General features: G+C 71.1%; 14 protein-coding genes and 1 tRNA gene. 8 read left to right on the top strand and 7 right to left on the bottom strand.

All coding sequences use genetic code 11. The annotated features are described in order from the left end of the window. The first annotated feature begins 44 nt into the window (after positions 1–44). A complete protein-coding gene (locus tag ACQP2F_RS05610; RefSeq protein ID WP_433301270.1) occupies positions 45–698 on the top strand; it encodes a GntR family transcriptional regulator in 654 nt (217 codons plus the stop codon). On the opposite strand, the gene ACQP2F_RS05605 is transcribed toward ACQP2F_RS05610, so the two are convergent. Further along, positions 692–1534, bottom strand: a complete 843-nt coding sequence (locus ACQP2F_RS05605; RefSeq protein ID WP_433301269.1) for an LLM class flavin-dependent oxidoreductase — start codon at positions 1532–1534, stop codon at positions 692–694. The two genes, ACQP2F_RS05610 and ACQP2F_RS05605, sit on opposite strands and share 7 nt — an antisense overlap. 145 nt (positions 1535–1679) lie before the next feature. Here ACQP2F_RS05605 and ACQP2F_RS05600 point away from each other — a divergent pair, with 145 nt between their 5' ends. Beyond that, complete coding sequence (locus ACQP2F_RS05600) at positions 1680–2108, top strand: response regulator transcription factor (RefSeq protein WP_433301267.1); 429 nt, start codon at positions 1680–1682, stop codon at positions 2106–2108. Continuing rightward, the gene (locus ACQP2F_RS05595; protein ID WP_433301265.1) at positions 2105–2548 is read left to right on the top strand and encodes a response regulator; all 444 of its coding nucleotides are present in this window, start codon (positions 2105–2107) and stop codon (positions 2546–2548) included. The genes ACQP2F_RS05600 and ACQP2F_RS05595 overlap by 4 nt, the downstream gene beginning before the upstream one ends. A gap of 153 nt (positions 2549–2701) precedes the next feature. Here ACQP2F_RS05595 and ACQP2F_RS05590 read toward each other — a convergent pair whose 3' ends face one another. Continuing rightward, positions 2702–10024, bottom strand: coding sequence for a PKD domain-containing protein (locus tag ACQP2F_RS05590; RefSeq protein ID WP_433301263.1), 7323 nt, complete (start codon positions 10022–10024; stop codon positions 2702–2704). A 263-nt stretch (positions 10025–10287) separates the two neighbouring features. Between ACQP2F_RS05590 and ACQP2F_RS05585 the strand changes: the two genes are divergently transcribed. Together ACQP2F_RS05585 and ACQP2F_RS05580 are read left to right on the top strand one after the other, a co-directional pair. Further along, positions 10288–13161, top strand: coding sequence for an AfsR/SARP family transcriptional regulator (locus tag ACQP2F_RS05585; protein WP_433301262.1), 2874 nt, complete (start codon positions 10288–10290; stop codon positions 13159–13161). Between the two features lie 9 nt (positions 13162–13170). Further along, the gene (locus tag ACQP2F_RS05580) at positions 13171–13911 is read left to right on the top strand and encodes a phosphotransferase enzyme family protein (RefSeq protein WP_433301260.1); all 741 of its coding nucleotides are present in this window, start codon (positions 13171–13173) and stop codon (positions 13909–13911) included. Here ACQP2F_RS05580 and ACQP2F_RS05575 read toward each other — a convergent pair. Genes ACQP2F_RS05575 through ACQP2F_RS05565 form a run of 3 tightly spaced genes read right to left on the bottom strand, consistent with a single transcriptional unit; the run spans position 13886 to position 15578 of the window. Beyond that, positions 13886–14176 carry a hypothetical protein gene (locus ACQP2F_RS05575; RefSeq protein ID WP_433301258.1) on the bottom strand — a complete coding sequence of 97 codons (291 nt, stop codon included), beginning with the start codon at positions 14174–14176 and terminating at the stop codon, positions 13886–13888. The genes ACQP2F_RS05580 and ACQP2F_RS05575 overlap by 26 nt on opposite strands. A gap of 10 nt (positions 14177–14186) precedes the next feature. After that, complete coding sequence (locus ACQP2F_RS05570) at positions 14187–15110, bottom strand: phosphotransferase (protein ID WP_433301256.1); 924 nt, start codon at positions 15108–15110, stop codon at positions 14187–14189. Positions 15111–15119: 9 nt separating this feature from the next. Next, the gene (locus ACQP2F_RS05565; RefSeq protein ID WP_433301254.1) at positions 15120–15578 is read right to left on the bottom strand and encodes a VOC family protein; all 459 of its coding nucleotides are present in this window, start codon (positions 15576–15578) and stop codon (positions 15120–15122) included. 165 nt (positions 15579–15743) lie between these two features. Here ACQP2F_RS05565 and ACQP2F_RS05560 point away from each other — a divergent pair, with 165 nt between their 5' ends. The 3 genes from ACQP2F_RS05560 to ACQP2F_RS05550 all read left to right on the top strand — a co-directional run bounded on the left by ACQP2F_RS05560 (position 15744) and on the right by ACQP2F_RS05550 (position 18134). After that, on the top strand, positions 15744–15980 hold the full coding sequence (locus ACQP2F_RS05560) for a hypothetical protein (protein WP_433301252.1): 237 nt from the start codon (positions 15744–15746) through the stop codon (positions 15978–15980). An 850-nt stretch (positions 15981–16830) separates the two neighbouring features. Then, complete coding sequence (locus ACQP2F_RS05555; protein WP_433301251.1) at positions 16831–17595, top strand: hypothetical protein; 765 nt, start codon at positions 16831–16833, stop codon at positions 17593–17595. A gap of 5 nt (positions 17596–17600) precedes the next feature. After that, positions 17601–18134, top strand: coding sequence for a hypothetical protein (locus ACQP2F_RS05550; protein ID WP_433301249.1), 534 nt, complete (start codon positions 17601–17603; stop codon positions 18132–18134). A gap of 807 nt (positions 18135–18941) precedes the next feature. Here the strand turns inward: ACQP2F_RS05550 and ACQP2F_RS05545 are convergent. Beyond that, positions 18942–19014: transfer RNA gene (locus ACQP2F_RS05545), tRNA-Ala, on the bottom strand. Positions 19015–19067: 53 nt separating this feature from the next. Then, positions 19068–19625 carry a YqgE/AlgH family protein gene (locus ACQP2F_RS05540; RefSeq protein WP_433301247.1) on the bottom strand — a complete coding sequence of 186 codons (558 nt, stop codon included), beginning with the start codon at positions 19623–19625 and terminating at the stop codon, positions 19068–19070. Positions 19626–19668 lie beyond the last annotated feature (43 nt).

Genomic DNA, 19668 nt, shown 5'->3' with positions numbered 1-19668 from the left:
GAGTGCCCGGAGCGACACCTGGTCACGGTGAGTACTCTGCCCGTATGTCTTATGCGGTCCCACCGACCCGCACCGCGGCCGTGGTCCGGCAGTTACGCAACGAGATAGTGACCGGGGAGCTGCCGCCGGGCACCCTGATCAAGGATGCCGAGCTCGCCGGGCGCCTCGGCGTCAGCATCACGCCCGTACGGGAGGCGATCGCCCAGCTCTCGGTCGAGGGCCTGATCGACATCGCCCCCAACCGGACCCGGCACGTCACCCGCGTGACCCAGAAGAACGCGCTCGAGCTGATCGACGTGATGAGCGTGCTGGCCTGCGCCGGCTTCGAGTGGGGCGTCGACAACCTCACCGAGACGCACATCGAGCTGATGCGCCAGCGGCAGAAGGAGTTCGTCGAGGCGCTGCGCGGCGGCAACGTGCTCGCGGCCAGCGCGGCCGGCGCCGACTTCAGCACGATCGTCATCCTGGCCAGCGGCAACCGCGAGCTGCAGTCCATGGTGGACCTCGTGGTCGCGCGGACCATGCGGATCCTCGCGATGACCGCCGAGAGCAACCTGTGGGACGTCTGGATCGAGGGCCACGACGCGATCATCCAGCTGCTCGAGGCCGGCGACGCGAAGGGCGCCCTGGCCCGGTACCGGCAGATCTACGTCGACTACCGGTACCGGGTCGAGCGCGAGCTCTTCGACGATCAGTAACGGCCGAGGATCGTCTCGACCTCGTCGATCGCCGGCAGCCGTACCGCGAACCGGGTGATGCCCCACCGGCGCTCGATCTCGCCGAGCTTGGCGACGATCTCGTCGTGGGTGCCGGCGAAGACGTAGGGAACGGCGACAATATCGGCTTCGTCCTCTTCCCACTCTTTCGCCCATTTCGCGTACGTCGCACCGGCGTCATCGGTCACCTCGAAGCGCTGCACGAGCGCCTCGGCCGGCTTGTCCCCGCAGATCTCGACCTGAGCGTCGACCTGGTCGCGGCGCCAGCGCGTCTCGTGCATGTGCCCGTCCTCCAGGGTGCGGCCGAGGCCGGAGAGGCCGATGAGGTCGGCGTGGGCGGCCGCCCAGCGCAGCAGCCGGGTGTTGCCGCCGCCGAACAGCAGCGGGACCCGCTCCTGGACCGGGCGCGGCTTCTCCAGCTCGCCGTCGAGCAGGGCCCGGGTCCGCTCCCCGACCGCGATGCAATGCTCGACCCGGCCGCGCACGCCGGGCCGGGTCCTGCCGACCGCCGCCCACTCGGCCGGGGTGTGCCCGGCGCCGAGGCCGAGCACCGCCCGGCCGCCGGAGACGACGTCGAGGGTGGCGACGTCCGAGGCGAGCAGGATTGGCTCCCGGACGCCGGCGTTCGACACGTACGAGCCTAATTTGATCTTTGAGGTCACCGCGGCCGCCGCGGCCAGCGCCACGAAGGGTGAGGCGCAGGCGCCCGGATGGTCGGCGACGTAGAGCGAGTCGAAGCCGATCTTCTCGGCCCGGCGGGCGAGATCGAGCCAGTCGGCGGCGGCGGTCGGTTGCGCCTGGAGCGAGAAGGTCACCATCGGCCGATCCTCGCCGCTCCGGTCGCGGCCGCCCAGGCCGTTCTGCCATGAGCAGAGGACGCAACCGGGATGCAACCGGGATCTCGTTCATCGCGCACCCCCCGAGGTCGATCAGCCGGACAGCCGCCTAGAGGGAGAGCACCCGATGAACCAGAATTTGATCCTCATCGCCGAGGACGACGCCGACATCCGCGACGTGCTCACCTTCGCCGTCGAGTCCGCCGGGTACCGCGCCGTGGCGGCCAAGGACGGGAACACCGCCGCCCGCATCCTCACCGTCGCCAAGCCGGTCGGGCTGATCACCGACGTCCGGATGCCCGCCCTCAACGGCATGGAGCTGTGCCGGCTCGCGCGCCGCACCCCCGACATCCGGGACACCTCGATCCTGATGATCTCGGGCAACGCGCACGCCTACGACGTCGACGCCGGGCTCGAGGCGGGCGCCGACCGCTACCTGCAGAAGCCGCTGTCGACCCGCCGGCTGGTCGCCGAGCTGCAGGACCTGATCACCAACCGGCACCCGTCGATCACCACCCACCGGCATCCGTCGATCATCACGGGAGGCACCCGATGACGCTCACCGAGCCGCGCGCCGACGAGTTCGTCAAGGCGCTCACCTCCGCGCCGATCGCCGCACCGGCGATGCCGACCATCCTCATCGCCGACGACGACGAGGACATCCGCGAGGTCATCGCGTTCAAGCTCCAGGTCGCCGGCTTCACCACGCTGAGCGCCGACAACGGCCGCTCGGCCCTGAACCTGGCCGTCGAGCGCCGCCCCCGCATGATCATCCTCGACGTCACGATGCCGCAGATGAGCGGACTCACCGTCTGCTCCGAGCTGCACTCGCTGCCGGAGACGTCGCGGATCCCGGTGCTCATGATCAGCGGCAACAGCCGCCCGGACGACATCGACCTCGGCTACGCCAACGGCGCCGACGACTACCTGACGAAGCCCTTCAGCCAGCGCGAGATGCTGCGCCGGGTGAACGGGCTGCTCGCGCCCGGTCGCTAGCCGCACGCACCCGGCCACGCGTCAGAAGCCACCGGCGGCCGGGTGCGGGCGGCCGCGGTCGTCGTCCTTGCCGCAGCGGCCCGGACGGGCGGACACGAGTGCGCTCGTCCGCCGGGCCCCCTCGACCCGGCGGACGAGCGCCGCCCGCTTACCTCACTTGGCCTTCACCAAGGCCGCTCCCGGATGCAGTGGCAGCGCGCCGGGGGTGGACCAGAGTGCCGCGCCGGTGAGGGAGAGCACCTTCACCTGCACCGTGTCCGGGGCCGGCTTGCCGTTGACCACGCCGCCGTCGACGACGGTCGCCTCGAACTTGGCGACCTTGCCGTTCCAGAGGGCCGAACCGGTGATCTTCGCGGTGCCGCCGGTGAGGCTCAGGCCGGTGACGGTGCCGATCAGGTTCGACTTTCCGGAGCCGTCGTGCAGGGCGAGCACGCCCCACGTGATCTTTCCGGCGTAGGCGGCGAAGCCCACCCGCGGACCGCCCTCGAGCTGGCCGCCGCCCAGCACCAGGCCGCCGGTCGCGGCCGGGTCCTGCACGATGACGGTGACCTCGGCGGTACCGGTCGCCCCGTCGTCGTCGGTGGCGGTCACCGTGATCGTGTAGACGCCCGCCTTGGCGTACTTCACGGTCGCCGTCGGGCCGGTGCGCGGCGCCGACCCGTCGCCCGCGTCGATCCGCGTGCTCACGGTGTCGTTCGAGCCCGGGTCGGTGACCGTGGCCCGTACGTCGACGGCCGCTCCCGGCAGCACGATCGTGCCGTCGGCCGGGGACGCCACCTTCACCACCGGGGCCGCGCCGGCCACCGTGATCGTGGCCGAGTCGGTGGCCGTACGCCCACCGGCCGTCGCCGTCAGGACCAGCTTCCACACGCCGTCGTCGGTGCAGGTGACGGTCGTGCCCGGCGCGGTCGGGTCGGCGATCGAGCAGGTCGCGCCGGGGTCGGTGCCGGAGACCGGCTCGACCGTCCAGACCGCGGTGGCGCCCGGGCTGACCGTGCCGGTGACGGACACCGGCGAGCCCTCGGTGCCGGTGCGGTCGGCGCCGGCGTCGGCGGTCGGCGCCGGATCCTGCGGCGCCTGCTCGGGCAGGACGACCCAGCTGGTGGTGGTGGCCGTCATGCCGGTGGCCTCCCGCACGGTGTAGCGGAGCTCCAGCGGGGCCGACGGGCCGGCCACGGTGGCGAGCAGGTCCTTGCCGTCCACCTTGGCCGTACCGCCGGAGACCGCCTCGATCCCGGCGACCGTGAGCGCGTCGCCGTCCGGGTCGACGTCGTTGGCGAGCAACGCCGTCAGCGGGAACCGGACCGGCGAGCCCGCCGCCGTACCCGCCGCCGCGGTCAGGGTCTCCCCGGCGGCCCGCGGGGCCCGGCTGCCGACCGTGATGGTCACCAGCGCGATCGGACCGTCACCGGCCTGCAGCCGGATCGAGGCCGTGCCGGCGAAACCGGCGGGCGGCTCGTAGCGCAGCCGGGTGCCGGCGATGGTGGCCGTGCCCTGCTGCGGAGCGGTGACGACGGCCAGGCCGGCCGGGACCCCGTCCGGGTTGCTGACCTCGAGCGGCACCTCGACCGGTACCCCGGCCGCGGTCGTGGCTGTGGCGTCGGCGACGGTGGCCGGCGCACCGTTGGCCGTCCAGCGTCCGTCCGAAGTGACCTTGCTGGTCACGCCGCCGGCGACGACCGTGATGTCGACCGCCGAGCCGGCCGGCAGAGCCGGGGCGACCGCGGTGACCGACCCGTCGCCGGCCACCTTGACCGACGTCGCGGGCTTGTCGCCGAACCGCACCTGGTCCACCGAGTCCAGCAGGTATCCGGCCAGGTGCACCTCGCTGCCGCCGGCCGCCGGTCCGTGGTCCGGCCACACGCCGGTCACCTCGGGCACCGGCGCCGGGAGCACGGTGACGTCGAACTCCTCGCCCGCGTGGTCGCTCGGGTCGTGGTCGAAGGCGAGCACCAGCACCCGGTAGGTCCCCGGCTGGGTCCAGGTGTGCGTGGCCGCCGCCGACCAGCCGCCCGGCACCGCCCGCACCGGGTCGTCGAGCACCCGGTCCGAGCCGTCGCCCCAGTCGACCTCCGTACGCATCGCCGCGCCGTCGGCATCGGTGATCAGTACCGTGTCGAGCTTCGCCGGCACGCCGGCCACCGCGCGCATCGGCGACACCTTGATCGCCGGCAGCGCGTTGGCGGCCGTGACCGTGGTGGTGGCGGTGGCGTCGGTGCCGTCGGCGAGCACCGCCCGGACACCGACCTTCGAGACGCCGTCCCGCGGGATGGTGTACTCGACGCCGGATCCGGCCGCGTCGTCGTACTTGCCGTCGCCGTCGAGATCCCAGTAGTAGAGCGGGATCTCGCCGTTCGGCCGGGTGCCGCCGCCCGCGTTGAGCGTGATCACCTGACCCTCGGTCCCGGTGTACGGTCCACCGGCGTCGGCCAGTGACGGCTCCGGGGCCGGCGGCGGCGGCTTCTCGTCGACCAGCGGCTGCCAGTCCCAGTCGATCGCCGAGTCCCACGTCGGGTCGCCGGTGGAGGTGTGGTCGTAGTCGGTGAACCTCTTGGTGATGGTGCCCTTGGCGTCCAGCAGCGCCAGGTCGTACCGCTGCAGCCCGCCGAGCCAGGCGCCGGCCAGGAAGCCGTCGTCGTGCGGGTTGGCCTTGGCCTGCTGGGCGTCGCTGACCTTGGCGTAGCCGGTGCTGTCCGTCCGGATGGCCCAGGTCTGCCCGTAGTGCTGGCTGGTGTCCGGCGCGATCAGCAGCTCACCGTCGGCCGACCAGCCGCTCAGGCCGTGGAACGCCTCGGGCGGTGTGACCTGCGTGAGCTTCTTGGTCGCCAACTCGTACACCCAGAGCGTCGGCGAACCGCTGCCCGGCAGGTAGAACGCCACCTTCTTGCCGTCCGGCGAGAAGAACGGGCAGGCGCCGGCGAACCCGCCGGTCTCCTCGGTCGCCTCGACCAGGTGGGTCGCCTCCCCGGTGACCGCGTCGAACGCGGTGATCCAGTTCCCCAGGCCGCTCGCGGCGATGGTCCTGCCGTCCGGCGACCAGTCCGGGCACTCCCAGCCGATGCCGTACTGGGCGTACGCGATGGTCCGCTCGTTGGTGCCGTCCGCGTCGCTGGTCACCAGGTCGCCGTTGTGGACCCAGGCCAGCTTGGTGCCGTCCGGCGAGAAGTCCGGGTCCGGCGCCTGCAGCAGCATCGACTGGACGACCTTCTGGTCGCCGGTGGCCGGGTCCAGCAGCTTGATCGTGTAGCGGTGGGTGCTCCTCGCGTCGTCGTAGTAGTTGTCCTCGGTGTAGACGATGCGCCCGGCCTGGGCCCGCTTGCCGGCCTGCGTGGTGGCCTCGGCCGTGCCGGTCAGCACGCCGTCGGAGGTCACCACCCGGACCCGCAGCTCCTTGCCGGCCAGCGCGGCGTCGATGGGCAGGTCGGCCTCGGTGCCGTTGACGTCGGTCAGCGCCGGGATCCAGGTCGTGCCGCCATCGGTGCTCAGCTCCACCGTGGACCGCAGATCCGCCGCCTCGGTGTCGCCGTCGGTCGCGGTCCAGCTGATCGCGAGGTCGCTGCCGGCCGGCACGCTCGCCGGCGCGGTGACCGTGACCCGCGGCGCCTGCTCCGAGACTTCCCGCTCGACGAGCACGTCGTCGCCCCGGCGCAGCTGGACGGTGCGGGCGCCGTCGATCCAGGGCACCAGCGCGGTGACGCCGGCGGTGCTGCCGACCTGCTCCCCCAGGCCGCCGGGGGTGAGCCCGGCGCTGCCCAGCTCCTTGCCGTCGGCGTCGAGGTAGCGGATCTGGTAGGTGCCGGTGCTGCCGAGCGCGACGGTCGGCGCCGCGTCCCGCACGGCCAGCGGCGAGAGCCGGACCGACGAGGGCTCGGCCACGTCGGCGGTCAGCGAGAGCAGAAGCGAACGCTGGGCGCCGAGGCTGCGGAGCCGGCCGTTCGCGGCCCGGGCGGCGAACCGCTTGCGCAGGAACTCGAAGGTGCCGGTGGAGATCCACTGCGGCGGGTTCAGCACGGCGGCCATCAGGTCGGTGCCATCCTGTACGTCGCGGTCGTCGACCCGGTAGCCGGGCGCGGGTGTGTCCTCGACGTGCTGGAGGCCCCAGGTGTGGCCGAGCTCGTGGGCCACGACCTGCGGGTCCTGGTCGACCTCGACGATGGCCGCGTGACGGGGATCGCCCGCGTCGGCGGCGGCGCCCACGAACGCGGCGCCGACGGCCTCGAACTTCATGTCCTGGCTGAGCAGGCCGGGCCGTCCGACCCCGACCACCAGGTCGTACCCGGTCGCGGTGGCCATCCGGTCGAGGATGCCCAGGGTCAGCGAGACGTCGTCGCCGGTCTCGCCCCGGACCGCCCGGACCACGGCCGCGCAGGAGGCGGCGCCGTCGATGCCGAGCTCGCGCACCGGGAGCACGGCCTGCAGGTAGTCCGTGCCGGTGGTGGCCAGCCCCTTGACCTCACGGCAGGAGGGTGCCGCGCCCTTGCTGTTGCCCAGCGGGACGTACAGGATGCGCAGATCACGTCCGGGGCGTACGGGCACGGCCGCCGAGCCGAGCGTGTCGTTGCCCGGCTTGCTGTCGCCGGCGGTGACCGTCACGGTCGCCTCCAGCGACTGCCCGTCGGCCGGCAGCAGCGGCTCGTCCCCGGGCATCAGGTGCACGGTGTTGCGGCCGCCGATCAGGCCGACCGTCTGGGTGAAGGTGCGGGTTTCGCCCTCGACGCCGCGCACGGTCACCTTGACCGGGTAGCTCGCCGCCTTGCCGGTGGTGTTCCGGATCTCGGCCCGGATCGCCGTCGCCTTGCCGGCCACGACGACCGCCGGGTTGTCGGGCGCCTGCACCGCCGAGACCGCGTTGACCGCGATGCCGGGCTCGCCGACCGGCAGCAGCCGCCCGTAGATCTCCCAGCTGGCGGGGCGGGTGCGGCCGGTGTCGGTGTTCTCCACGAAGACCGAGGCCAGACCGGTGGAGGTGGCGACCGAGCGGGACTCCGCAGCCCAGAGGCCGGTGCGGGCCGACAGGTCGACGTCGGTGCCGATCGACGGCGCCGAGCCGGGGATCGCCGAGATCGGCGTGGCCACCCGGTTGTTGCCGACGTTGCGGGTCAGCACCACGTCCGTGCCCTCGGGGAGGCTGCCGCCGCCGGCCGGCGCCGGGGCCGGCAGGGTCCGGTCGGCGACCGTGGCGGGCAGCTTCGCGGCGATGTCCTCGGCGATCCGGCGTCCGTAGACCTGGTGGCCGGCGACATTAGGGTGGAAACCGCCGTTCTCGTCGCCCTGGCCGTCCAGCGACTGGCCGATCTGCACGACCCAGCCGTCCTGGGCGCAGTAGCCGTGCGGCCGGAACTCGTCGGCGATGCCCTTGACGAAGGCCCAGCCGTGCCGGGCCGCCGCCAGGCCGACCTGGACGTCGAGGGCCTTGATCACGTTCTGGTAGGCCCAGTCCGCCTCCTCGTCGGTGACCATGGTGTTGACGCCGTTCAGCACGCACCGCAGGTTGAGCGCCCCGGTCTGGTCGTGCATCGGGTCGAAGTACTGCGAGATGGCGGCGACGGCCGGGTGGAGCTTGGTGTCGATCGCGGCGTCCAGCGCCTGGTAGTGGTCGGGCAGCACGGCCATGCGCGGCTCGAGCGCCTCACCGGTCTGTGCCCAGGTGCAGTTGGTCTTGATGCAGTCCTTGACCACGTTGGAGAACTTCAGGTCGTTGGCGCCGATGGAGATGGTCAGCGCGTCGATGTCGCGACCGCCGGCGAGCCGGGCCGCCGCGTCGACCTGCGGCTCGATCGGGGCACCCGGTTCGATTCCCACGTACGGCGTGAGCAGTCCACCCTCGGTGGTGTCGCCCGCGACGAAGGGCAGCACCGAGGCGCCCGAGCAGGCGAGGTGCAGGAAGGTCACCGAGCTGTGCCGGTCGGCCTGCTCGAGCCGCAGCGCCGCCTGGGACGGGCCGGAGCGCGCCGAGCGGTGGCACTGCTGGTTCTGCCAGCGGGCCGGCGTGTCGCCCTGCTTCGGCACGTCGGGCACGCCCTCGCCGGAGGCGACCGAGTCGCCGATGCTCACCACAAGGTCGTCACGGACGACGACCTTGGCGGTGTCCTTCGCGAGCGCGCCGTCCTGCGTCTTCACCTGCAGCGTGGTGTCGTACGAGCCCTCGGCGAGCTGGACCCGGGTGCGGCAGTCGTTCGCGGTGACGATCCGGCCGGCGAGGTCCCAGCGGTACTCGGTGATCGGGCTGTTGCCGCCCTCGGCGCCGCACGCGTCGAGGTCGACGTCGAAGCTCGTCTGCCCGATGAACGCGGCGTCCTGGTGCTCGTCGACCAGGCCGTCGTTGTCGGCGTCGACGCCGTAGCGGTCGGGCATGCTCCAGTCGATCCGGGCGATCGGGTCACGCCGGCCGGCCGGTTCGGTCCGGGTCAGCGTGGCCGCCGAGCCGAGCGGGTTGTCCGACGGGCGCAGGGTCCGGCCGGCCGCCCAGCCGCGGCCGTCGATGCTGCTCGCCACCTGGGCCAGCCCGGCCCCGTTGACGTAGTCGGTCCAGGCGACGTAGGCGATGCCCTTGTCGACCTCGACGTCGCTGACGTTGGGGACGCGGGTGCCGGTGGCGATCGGCCCGCTGCCCTTCGCCCGCTGCTTGCCGTCCCGGATCACCGCCCCGTACGCCACGTACTCGCTGACGCCGACCTTGAGGTCGGTCCAGCCGGCGGTGGCGACCGGCCCGGCGGCGGCCACGCTGATGTCGCTCGACCCGCGGCCGCCGCTGTCGAACCGGTCGACGACCACGGTGCCGTCCGGCCGCACCTGGGCCACCGAGGCGCCGCCGGCCCGGCGCGGCGTCCAGCCGATCCAGGCGCTGCCGTCGGCGGCGGCCAGATAGTCGCGGTCGTTGCGCCCGGCGTCGTCGCCGAGGGTCTTCGCCGCGCCCCAGGTGCGGCCGTGGTCGTCCGACCGGCGCATCTGCAGCTTGCCGTTCCCGGAGATCCAGGTCACCACCGCGGAGTCGTCGTCGAGGAACTCGACCTGCGGGTTCACGCTCTCGTCGTCGTCCTCGACCACCATCTGGCGGGCGCCGAAGGTCCGGCCGCCGTCGTGGCTGACGTACATGTGCACGTCGTGGTTGCCGACGCTGTAGACGTCGCCGTCGATCAGGGCGTTGGACTCGAACGCGATGACGATGTCGTCGCCGCGGACCGCGACGGCCGGGTGCTTGGCCCCGTGCAGCGGCCCGGTGGCGAGCGTGACGCTCTGCCGGGTCCGCCAGGTCGCCCCGCCGTCGAAGCTGCGGCGGATCGCGAGGTCGTCGTAGCCGGTGGAGGAGAGGCCCTCGTCCACCCAGGCGGCGACGACGAAGTCACCGTCGGAGGCGATGGCCGGGTGAGCGCTGATCGCGGTCGGGGTGTCGGAGAGGGCGGCCTTGTCCGTGTCGGTGGCCGTCGCGGCGGTGGCCGGGCCGGCGGGCAGCACTGCTGCCCCGAGTGCGAACAACAGGGGGACCACCGCGGTGGCGGCGGTGCGTCGCCCACGACGTGGTCGAGGGAAGGGCGGCATCGCGAGTCCTTAGAACGGTGTTTCGTCGGCCGTCGCAGTCTCGGCGAGGCCGCCCGACAGGGACTTGCAATCGACTCGACGCCGACTCGCAACGGCGCCGCCCGCTTCCCTCGGGCGGGCAGAGTCGATCATCCGGATGGGCGAGGCGACCCCTTCTGACCTGGGCGAAGATGTCGGAAAGGAACAGGGAGGGTACGTCGGTGGCGTTCGTGCACGATCACGTGGTGTCCGAAAAGCCGGGTATCGGGCTCAGCGTCGGGGTGCTCGGATCGCTCGTGGTAGCCGCGGACGGCGTGGAGCAGGCGCCCGGTGGGCCGGCGCCCCGGCTGCTGCTGCACCGGCTGGTGATCGCGGGCGGCCGGATGGTGCCGATCGGCGAGCTCGTGACCGACATCTGGGGGTACGACCCGCCGTCGAGCGCGGTCGGCTCGCTGCAGACGTACGTCTCCCGCCTGCGCAAGGTCTTCGAGCCGGCCACCACCGCGCGCACCGACTGGCAGGTCCTGGTCCGCCAGGGCCCCGGGTACGCACTGCGGCTGCCGCCCGGCTCGGTGGACGCCGACCGGTTCGCGACGCTGGCCGGCGAGGGCGCCGATCATCTGGCCGCCGGTGACGCCGAGGCGGCCCGCGCCGTGCTCGACCGGGCGCTCGCCCTGTGGCGTGGCCCCGCCTACGCCGACTGCGCCGAGCACGACTTCGCCCGGCCCGAGGCGCGCCGGCTCGACGAGTTGCGGGTGGTGGCGACCGAGAACCGCCTGGCGGCCCTGCTCGAGCTCGGTGACCGGCACGTGGTGGCGGCGCTCGAGGCGTTCACCGAGGCGCATCCGCTCCACGAACGCGGCTGGGCCCTGCTCGCCCAGGCCCGCTACCGCTGGGGGCGCCAGGGCGACGCGCTGGACGCGTTGCGCTCGGCCCGCCGGCACATCACCGAGGAGCTCGGCATCGACCTCGGGCCCGAGCTGATCGCGCTGCAGTCCGCGATCCTCGCCCAGGACCCGGCCCTGTCGGCGCCGGCGCGGCGTCCCGTGGTGATCGTCGACCCGGCCCCGGCCGGGGACGCTTTCGACGGCGGTCTGCCGGTACGGCTGTCCTCGCTGGTGGGACGGGACGGCGACGTGCGTACGGTCGCCGGCCTGCTCGACCGGCACCGGCTGGTCACCCTGACCGGCACCGGCGGCATCGGCAAGACCCGGCTGGCGCTGGAGGTGGCCCGGCTCCGCGCCGGGGAGGACGTCCGCGCCGGGGAGGACGGCCCGTGGCTCGTCGAGCTGGCCGGGCTGCACGACCCCACGCTGCTGGCCGCCACCGTCGCGAAGATGATCGGCACGGCGGCGTCCACCACCGAGGCGCTCGCCGCCGCCCTGCGCCACCGCCGGACGCTGCTGATCCTCGACAACTGCGAACATCTCGTCGACGCGGTCGCCCCGCTCGTCGAGCAGCTGCTCGGGGCCGCTCCCGGGCTGCGGGTGCTGGCCACCAGCCGGGAGATGCTGGACGCCGAGGCCGAATGCCCGTACGAGGTGCCGCCGCTCTCGGCCGGGCAGGACGGCGACGCGGTGCGGCTCTTCCTCGACCGCGCCGCGATGGTGGCGCCCGGCTGGTCACCGGGGCCGGCCGACCGCGCCGTGCTCGCCGAGATCTGCGCCGGCCTCGACGGGATGCCGCTGGCCATCGAACTTGCCGCGGCCCAGTGCAACACGCTCTCCATCGGACAGATATCCGAATTGCTCAACGACCGCTTCACGCTGCTGCGCCGGGGCCGGCGGGCGAACTCCCGGCATGCCACGATGCTGGCGGCGGTCGAATGGTCGTACGACATGCTGACCGCCGATGAGCAGGAGGTCTTCCAGGCCCTCGCCGTCTTCGAGGAGGGTTTCGTCCTCGACGCCGCCCAGGTGGTGAGCGGGCGCCGCGACGTGCTGATCCACCTGACCAGCCTGGTCGCGAAGTCGCTGGTGACGGTCGTCGGCGGCGATCCCCGCCGCTACCGGATGCTGGAGACGCTGCGGGACTTCGCGCTGCTGCGCACCGATCCGGCCCGGCACCGCGAGCTGATCGAGCGGCACGTGGCGTGGGTCGGCTCGCTGTCCGACCTCAGCCACGCCACCATGCTCGAGGTCGATCTGAGCACCCGCCTCAGCCAGGAGAGCGCGAACGTGCGCGCCGCCCTCGAACGGGCCACCGACCCGGCGGTCCTGCTGCGGATCGCGGCCGGCTTCTACTGGTTCTGGTACCGGCAGGGCCTGGTCGCCGAGGGCCTGCGCCACCTGGAGCCGGCGGTGGCGTACTGGGACGGCGACCGGCCCGGGCAACGCCCCGACGATGCCACCATGGCCCGCGCCTCGATCGGCCTCGCGCTGCTGTACTACCTGGGCGGGAAGCTCGACCGCATCGGCGCCGCGCTGGCCCGCGCGGTCGAGCACGCCGGGCGCGGCATCGAGCCGACGACCGAGGCGCAGGTGCTGGCCACGGTGTCGTACTTCGAGGCCCGCTCGGCTCAGACCGCCGCCGCCCGGGTGCACGCGGACCTGGCGTTGCGGCGCGCGCGGGAGCTGCGGCGGGTGGACCTCGAGGCCGAGGTGCTGATGGTGTTCGGCGAGATCGAGCGCCAGGACGGCAACTTCGACGAGGCCGCGGTGCGCCTGCGGGAGTCGGCGGCCGGCGCCGTACGGTCCGGGTACACCTGGGTGAGCTCCTCGGCCCAGTGGATCCACGCCAAGGTCGAGATCGCCCGCGACCGCTACGCCGACGCGCAGCCCCTGGCCTCGGCCACCGTGGCGGAGAGCTACGCGGCCTCGGACATCAGCTCCTGGCTGGTCGGCATCGCCACGCTGAGCCACATCCGCCACCGGCAGGGCCGCCTCGACGAGGCCGCCGAGCTGGCCGGCATGGTCGCCTGGCACGGTTCCCGGGTCGGCTACTCGCCCTACGACATGGACCCGGAACTGGCCGACTACCTGCACCAGCTCCGAGCGGCCATGCCGGCCGGGGACTACGAGACCGCGGCGGCCCGGTCCCGCGCGCTGTCCCGCTCCGCGACGATGGCCCGCGTACGGGAAATGCTCGGGTCTTAGGGTGAGGTCGTGGGATGGGAGACCCTGGCTCGGTGGGGTGACGACGCCGCTCGCCTCGAACGGCTCACCGGCGGGGTGGCCAACGACGTGTGGAGCGTGCGCGTCGGTGGGCGGCTCGCGGTCGGCCGTCTCGGCACCAGGAGCGACGCCGACCTGGCCTGGGAGACCGACCTCCTGCGGCACCTGAACCGCGAGGGCCTGACCGTGCCGGTGCCGATCCCCACCACCGACGGCCGCCTGTTCGCCGACGGCCTGGTCGTGATGACCTACCTGCCCGGCGGCCCGCCCCGGAACGCCGCCGACTGGCGACGCGTCGCCGCCGTGCTGCGCGAGCTGCACCGCTTGACCCGGGGCTGGCCGCAGCGCCCCGGCTGGCGATCGTCGGCCGACCTCCTGCACGCCGACACCGGCACGAAGGTCGACCTGACCGCGATGCCGGCCGAGGCCGTCGCCCGGTGCCGGGCGGCGTGGTCCCGCCTGCCCGCCGGCCCGACCTGCGTGGTGCACGGCAACCCCACCAACCCGGGGAACATCCGGATGACCGCGGACCAGGTGGCGCTGATCGACTGGGACGAGTCACACGTCGACGTCCCCGCCCTGGACCTGGTGCTCCCGCACAACGCCGCCGCTCTCGACGACGCCTTTCTGGACGTCGCGGCGCAGGCCTCGGCCGCCTGGGAGGCCGCCGTCTGCTGGGACGACGACTACGCACGGCAGCGCCTGGCTACCGTTCTTCCACCCGGCCGGTGATCTCATTGAAGTACACGACCTGGTAGCCGGGCCCGAGCTCGGCCCGCACCCGGTGGAAGAGCCGGCGCCCGCCGGCCACGAACGCGGCCTTCGCCTCCTCGGACGGCCACTCGAAGGCCGGACCCAGCAGCCGGTCGTGCTCGTCCGCCCAGTCCCGCAGCGCCGCCACCAACCAGGGCGGCAACGGCAGGGCATCCGGCGCCAGCTCGCCGCCCGGACCCCACAGCGGAAACGCTCCGTAGTCCGCCATCAGCTTCACTCTCACCTGCTCACTCTCACCGGAGAAGCGCCTCGAGCTCAGGAAGCCGGGCAAACAGCTCGGGAAGCCCGCGCACGCCGTTGCCCGCGGACTCCTGTGACAGCGCGAGGTCGGGGCCGGCTCCGGCCTCGACACCCGCCAGGCAGCGCAGCATGTTCCATCGCATATGCCCCAGCCAGCCGCCGACCATGAAGACGAACCAGCTCGGACCCGGCGGCGGCAGGGTTCCCCCTCCCGCGGTGTAGCCGTCGAGGACCGACCGGAAGATCTCCGGCTCGATGGTGTCCAAGCCCGGCCCTTTCGCGAGGCTGAGCGCGGTCGAGCCGAGTTCACCGGAGAGATCGAGCATTCCCGAGAGCTCCCAGTCGAGCACGACCGGCCGGCCCTCCCGGGCGAGCAGATTCCACGGCTGGATGTCCCGGTGGGTCAGCACGACGGGCCCCGGCCGCTCGCAGGTCTCGACGAAGTCGGCAATCTCCAGGAACGTCCCGACCTGGGAGGCAAGCTCACCGGCCCACGGCTGCCCGGTCGCTGCTGCCCGCTCAGCGAGCTCGGCCCAATCCCGCGCCACCGGTTCCTCGGCCGCATCGTCGGTCCAGGCGACGTCGAGCGCATGGATGCGCGCGAGAATCCCCCCGATCTCGTACGCGTACGCCGGCGACACCGGCTCCTCGGGCACCTTCTCCCCGTCGACCCACCGGTGCACGAGCGTGCCGGCGTCGGCCGAGATCGGCTCCGGCATCGGAATGCCGGCGTCGAAGGCGGCCCGCTCAAACCGGAACACCTCCGCGGCGCGATAGGCCGTGCGCCGATCAAGAAGATTCAGCTCCTTGACGGCGAATGACCCTTGGTCGGTGTCGAGCCGGTACAGCCGGTTGGCGTACCCGCCGCCGATCCGGACCATCGGCCCCACCGGCGTGCCGAGATGCGAGAGATCCACCCACGCAAACTAGGCGCGACGGTTCGCCGTTGCACCCGCTTTATCCGCCGTGCGCGCCCCGATGTGCTCGGCCACAAAGGCCGCGAGTCGCTCCGGCGACGGCTGCCCCCACCCGAGGCAGAACGGGTGGCCGGCCGGATCCGCGTACACCTGGTGCCCTTCCTCGGCGTCCAGGTCGGGAGCGCCTTGCAGCAGCCGCGCGCCGAGCGCGACGGCCTTGTCGTGTGCGGCCTTGGCGTCCGTTACATGCAGATCCAGGTGCACCTGCTGCGGATTCCCATCCGGCCATTGCGGCGCCACGTGACCGGGCGCCAGCTGCACCCCCACCCGCCACTGCCCCGCGGCGTCGATCACCGAGTGCCAGCGGTCGTCCTCGAAGACATGCCCATCGAGCATGCCCGCCCAGAAGGCGCTCTCCGCATGGAGGTCGGCCGCGTCGAAGACAACCACCTGACGAATGATGTCCATGTTGCGCACGCTACTCACGCCGGCCGGCCGGCCACAGCCACACGCCCCGGCCCCCCCTACTCTCAGAGCCATCGCCAGGTTCAGGGTTCGCATACCCGACGACTGCCAGGCCCGCCACCTCGGCTTCGCGGTGCGCATGCTGGTTGTCACTCAGTTAGTCACTCAATGATCGGCATCGAGCGGTATACCTACGCGGCAATCACCAGCGAGATGATGCCAGATGCGGCCTGGATGATTCCGAAGAACAGCGACCAACTGGCCACCTTCAGCTCGGTCGACATCCCGACGCGGATCAATGTCGTGGAAGTGGGATTCTCAGCGAGCAGGGTGCGGCCCGGCTTGGGCCGCACGACTGGCATGGCCATCGGCCTGAACGAGTACGGGACCTTGTGGAGCCGATAGAGCCAGGGATCCAGCCAACTCGCTGCTCCGAGGTGCCTGATCCAGGCTACGGGCTTCTGCATCTTGTGTTGGTAGCAGCCGAGGACGACTTTGGCGTCGCGGTCGCAGGGCCTGTTGGTCGTGCTTACAACGACTAGGCACTTGGCCTTCATCCGGAAGCCAATCCAGAAGCAGGCGTAGAGGAACAGCGCTCCAGACAAAAGGAGCGCGTAGCCAAGATTCTCCCAGCCCGTGTAGTGGTGCGCGGGGGGGGCGCAGCTTGAGCCAAAAAGTGCACGAGGAATTACGTTACGAGATCCAACCAATTGATCTCAGTAAGTGAACGTGCCACTTCTTCGGCGTGTCGCAAGATCGATGGTCTTTGCCGACTAGGTAGCAAGATTGCGATCAACGGCAGAAGATAACGTCTATCGCTTCGCGAGCTAGATCTGGACTGGATCTTTTGTACCTGATCGACTCCTTGACCCTCCAGGATGGGTCATCGTTGCCCTCAAACTCCGTTCGCGTCTCCGCATGAGCGAGACCTTGATCGCAAGCAAACATCCGACACCTTGGATGCCGATACCTTGCGTAGCTACACAGATACTTTAAGTCAGTAAGGCATCACGAAGCTTCGATACGTAGGGGTGGTTGCGCCATGCCCGACGGCACTCACAACAGCAACTGCGCAAACGCGAGAGGGCATCGGTGCGAGTGTGGAGGCTGCTCGGGAGCGTTGCACGGTTGGCAAGGGTGGACCGATCTCGCTGGCTCTGATCCAGCCCGTGAGAAGCGACGCGAGCAACTCACCACGGCCTTGACGTGGCGACGGAACGGTCAGATGCGAAGGGATCAGCCAAACCGCGGTCGAGTGACCGACCTTGCGCGACTCGATATCGCGGATTGGCTTGCAGCACAGCGCGGAGACGCGAGTGATCCGGTCGGGACCCACCTAGCTTCGAGCGTTGCCTCCACCGAGCGAGTTGGTGATGGATTAAGCGAAACGCCGGCCGTCCATGCCAACTCGGCAGGAGAACAAGGCACACCCATCTCCGAACTCGATCTGGTTCGAGAGCTCGGGAGAGCACTGGCCGAAGAACCATGGTCAAAGATCAAAGCCGATCTTGCTGAGGAAGTGCCGGACGACATGCAGGTCCGGCAGAGACTGGCACACCACACGTGGTGCGACCTGCTTGTGGCACTGATCCGCCTCTTAGAAGGTGCCATCCGGATGACCAAGCGATTTGGAGAAAAAGCCGTTACCTTCGTCACCGAGAAAATTGTGCAATCTTCTAAACAAGACTATCGAGGACGAGCCACCGAGAGGGCATTGGGCATCGTTGTGGGCCGAGTTTTCGCGGCGATCAAGACGGCGACGATCGCACACATCCCGCTGGTGAATCTGCTGACAGGGCAGCGTGCGTTGCTTGCACTTCGCATCCTCGCCGTTTTCACCTGTCCCGCACCAGAAGATCATCCAGAGGTCCGAAAGCATGCTTTGGAACCTCTAGCTAGCGACGGTCGCGAGATTCTCACCAACCGAGTAAAGGAGTGGCTGAGCGACCTCTTACCAGATTGGTCGACCGACTCCAAGGAATTTGACTCGGCTTCCAGTGCGCGTCAGGCCACATCGTGAGGAAGATGAACGGCGAAAGTGATGACTCAGTATCCAAAGGTGACGAGCGTCTCGAACTGACGCGCGACATGATGATCAACGATCGGCGCTGCGTTCTCCGGGTGCTGGTCAGCGACGGCATGGCGGACGTCACCTTTGACGCGACCGCCCCAGCCGGGGTTGTGATCGGTTCGCTGTCGGGCACCGTTGCCATTGAAGATCTGGTCCACGTCACCCGAGCCATCGCAATGACGCTTGGCAGTGTTGCCCAGGCGCTCGGCCTGACGGGTGCGCGGTCTGTCGGCCTTGACGAGATTCGAAAGAACCATCCGCGTGCCGGTATGACTTGGTCGGCCGACGAAGACCAACGACTCCTTAAGCGCTATCAAGACGGCGCCACACTGCTCGAACTCAGCGACGAGTTCGAGCGCAACATCGGCGGTATCGCTTCCCGATTGAAGTTGCACGGCTTTCGACCCCCGTTAAGGCGTGATCACGACGACGACGATCCGAACCTTGACTACGCCGACATCGGCGAACCCGATCTGGACTGGCCATGAGAGCTTGCCCAGCCATCCCGTCACCGTCGACCCGTCCACCGTGGGAGCAAGACACCACCGGCGCCCGCCGCGTCAAGACGGCCTTCACGCTAGGCACCCAGGCCGGTCGGCGCCGGCGGGAGTCGGCTGGGACTGCGCGGGGCGAGGATGACGAGGGGCACGGCGGCCATCCCGGAGTCCGAGCGGCCCATCGAAGGCGCAGTAGCCGCAACGCTCAACGCGGCCCGGGACGCCGTACGAACGGGCGCTGGGCCAGTTCGACCACATCGCCAGGGCGAAGCCGGTCGGTCGCCGCACACCCCCAGCGTTCTAACCCGTCGCCCTTTGACGTCGGGGTGTCCAGGTTGCCCGCTTTCCGCGCCCGACGACGGATGTTGGCATGGCCGCCCCGCCCGCGCTTGCCACGGGGCGGCCATGATGCCCGGGTTGGCGGCGTGCGCGGCCCGCTTAGGGCCGCCGTGGAGACGTACAGGGAGTTCGTACAGACACCGGTCGACATCTAGCGACATTCAGCGGCTTCCGACATCTGGCAGCGACACCAGCGGTCAGCGCCTGACCGCCCAGGACAAGGCCCTCACGGTGGCTGGCGGTTCCAAGACGCAGGAAGCCGGGCGACCGAAGCCGCGGAGACTGGCACGCATAGGGCACGTCCGGCATGGGTGCTCACGAAGCCCAACCACCGGCAACGCAACCACCCACCCACCGCAACCACCACACCGTGGGGGGTTCGGGGGGCTCGGCCCCCCGGCCAACATGACGAGGCGGCCCGGTTCGCGCTTCCCGCGAACACAGACCGCCCTCAACTCGTGGAGCTGAGGGGACTCGAACCCCTGACCCCCACACTGCCAGTGTGGTGCGCTACCAGCTGCGCCACAGCCCCTTGCCGTCCCCGGTCTCCCGGGCACGGAGGAAATACTACACACCCCGCCCGGGTCAGTTCAGCAGGGGGTCCGGCGGGAAGTGGGCGACCGCCGCGAGGATGTCGCCCTGGCGGCGCAGCACCATCGCCCACAGGTCGTCCGGGCGGTTGATGAACGGGTCGCCGGGGAGGGCGTCCAGCAGGAACCACGAGCCGGAGGCGATCTCCTCCTCGAGCTGGCCCGCGGACCAGCCCGAGTATCCCGCGAAGACCCGGATGCCGGCCACGCTGTCGCGGATGCGCTCGGGGTCGGCCGACAGGTCGACCGTGCCGAGCGAGCCCGCCACCTGGTGGAAGCCGGTCACCCTCTTCTTCACCTCGGGGCGGGTGCGGGCCAGGCAGATCGCCGACTCCGGCTGCACCGGACCGCCCTCGAAGAGCACCGCGGGGTCGCCCGCCAGCTCGCCCCAGCCGCCCAGCACCTCGGCCACGGGGACCTCGGTGGCGCGATTGAGCACCACGCCGAGGGCGCCGCCGGCCTCGTGGGCGACGAGCAGCACGACGGTGCGGTCGAAGTTCGGATCTTTGAGAGTCGGCGTGGCCACCAGCAATCGGCCGGTCATCGACTCCATCGACCGGCCTCCGATCCGCTGACCCTCGCTATACACAGGCTGC

Origin of the sequence: Actinoplanes sp. CA-030573 (genome assembly GCF_050951115.1) — a bacterium.
Lineage (GTDB): Bacteria > Actinomycetota > Actinomycetes > Mycobacteriales > Micromonosporaceae > Actinoplanes.
The sequence above is the reverse complement of the archived record's forward strand: the minus strand, read 5'-3'. Positions and strand labels throughout refer to the sequence as shown.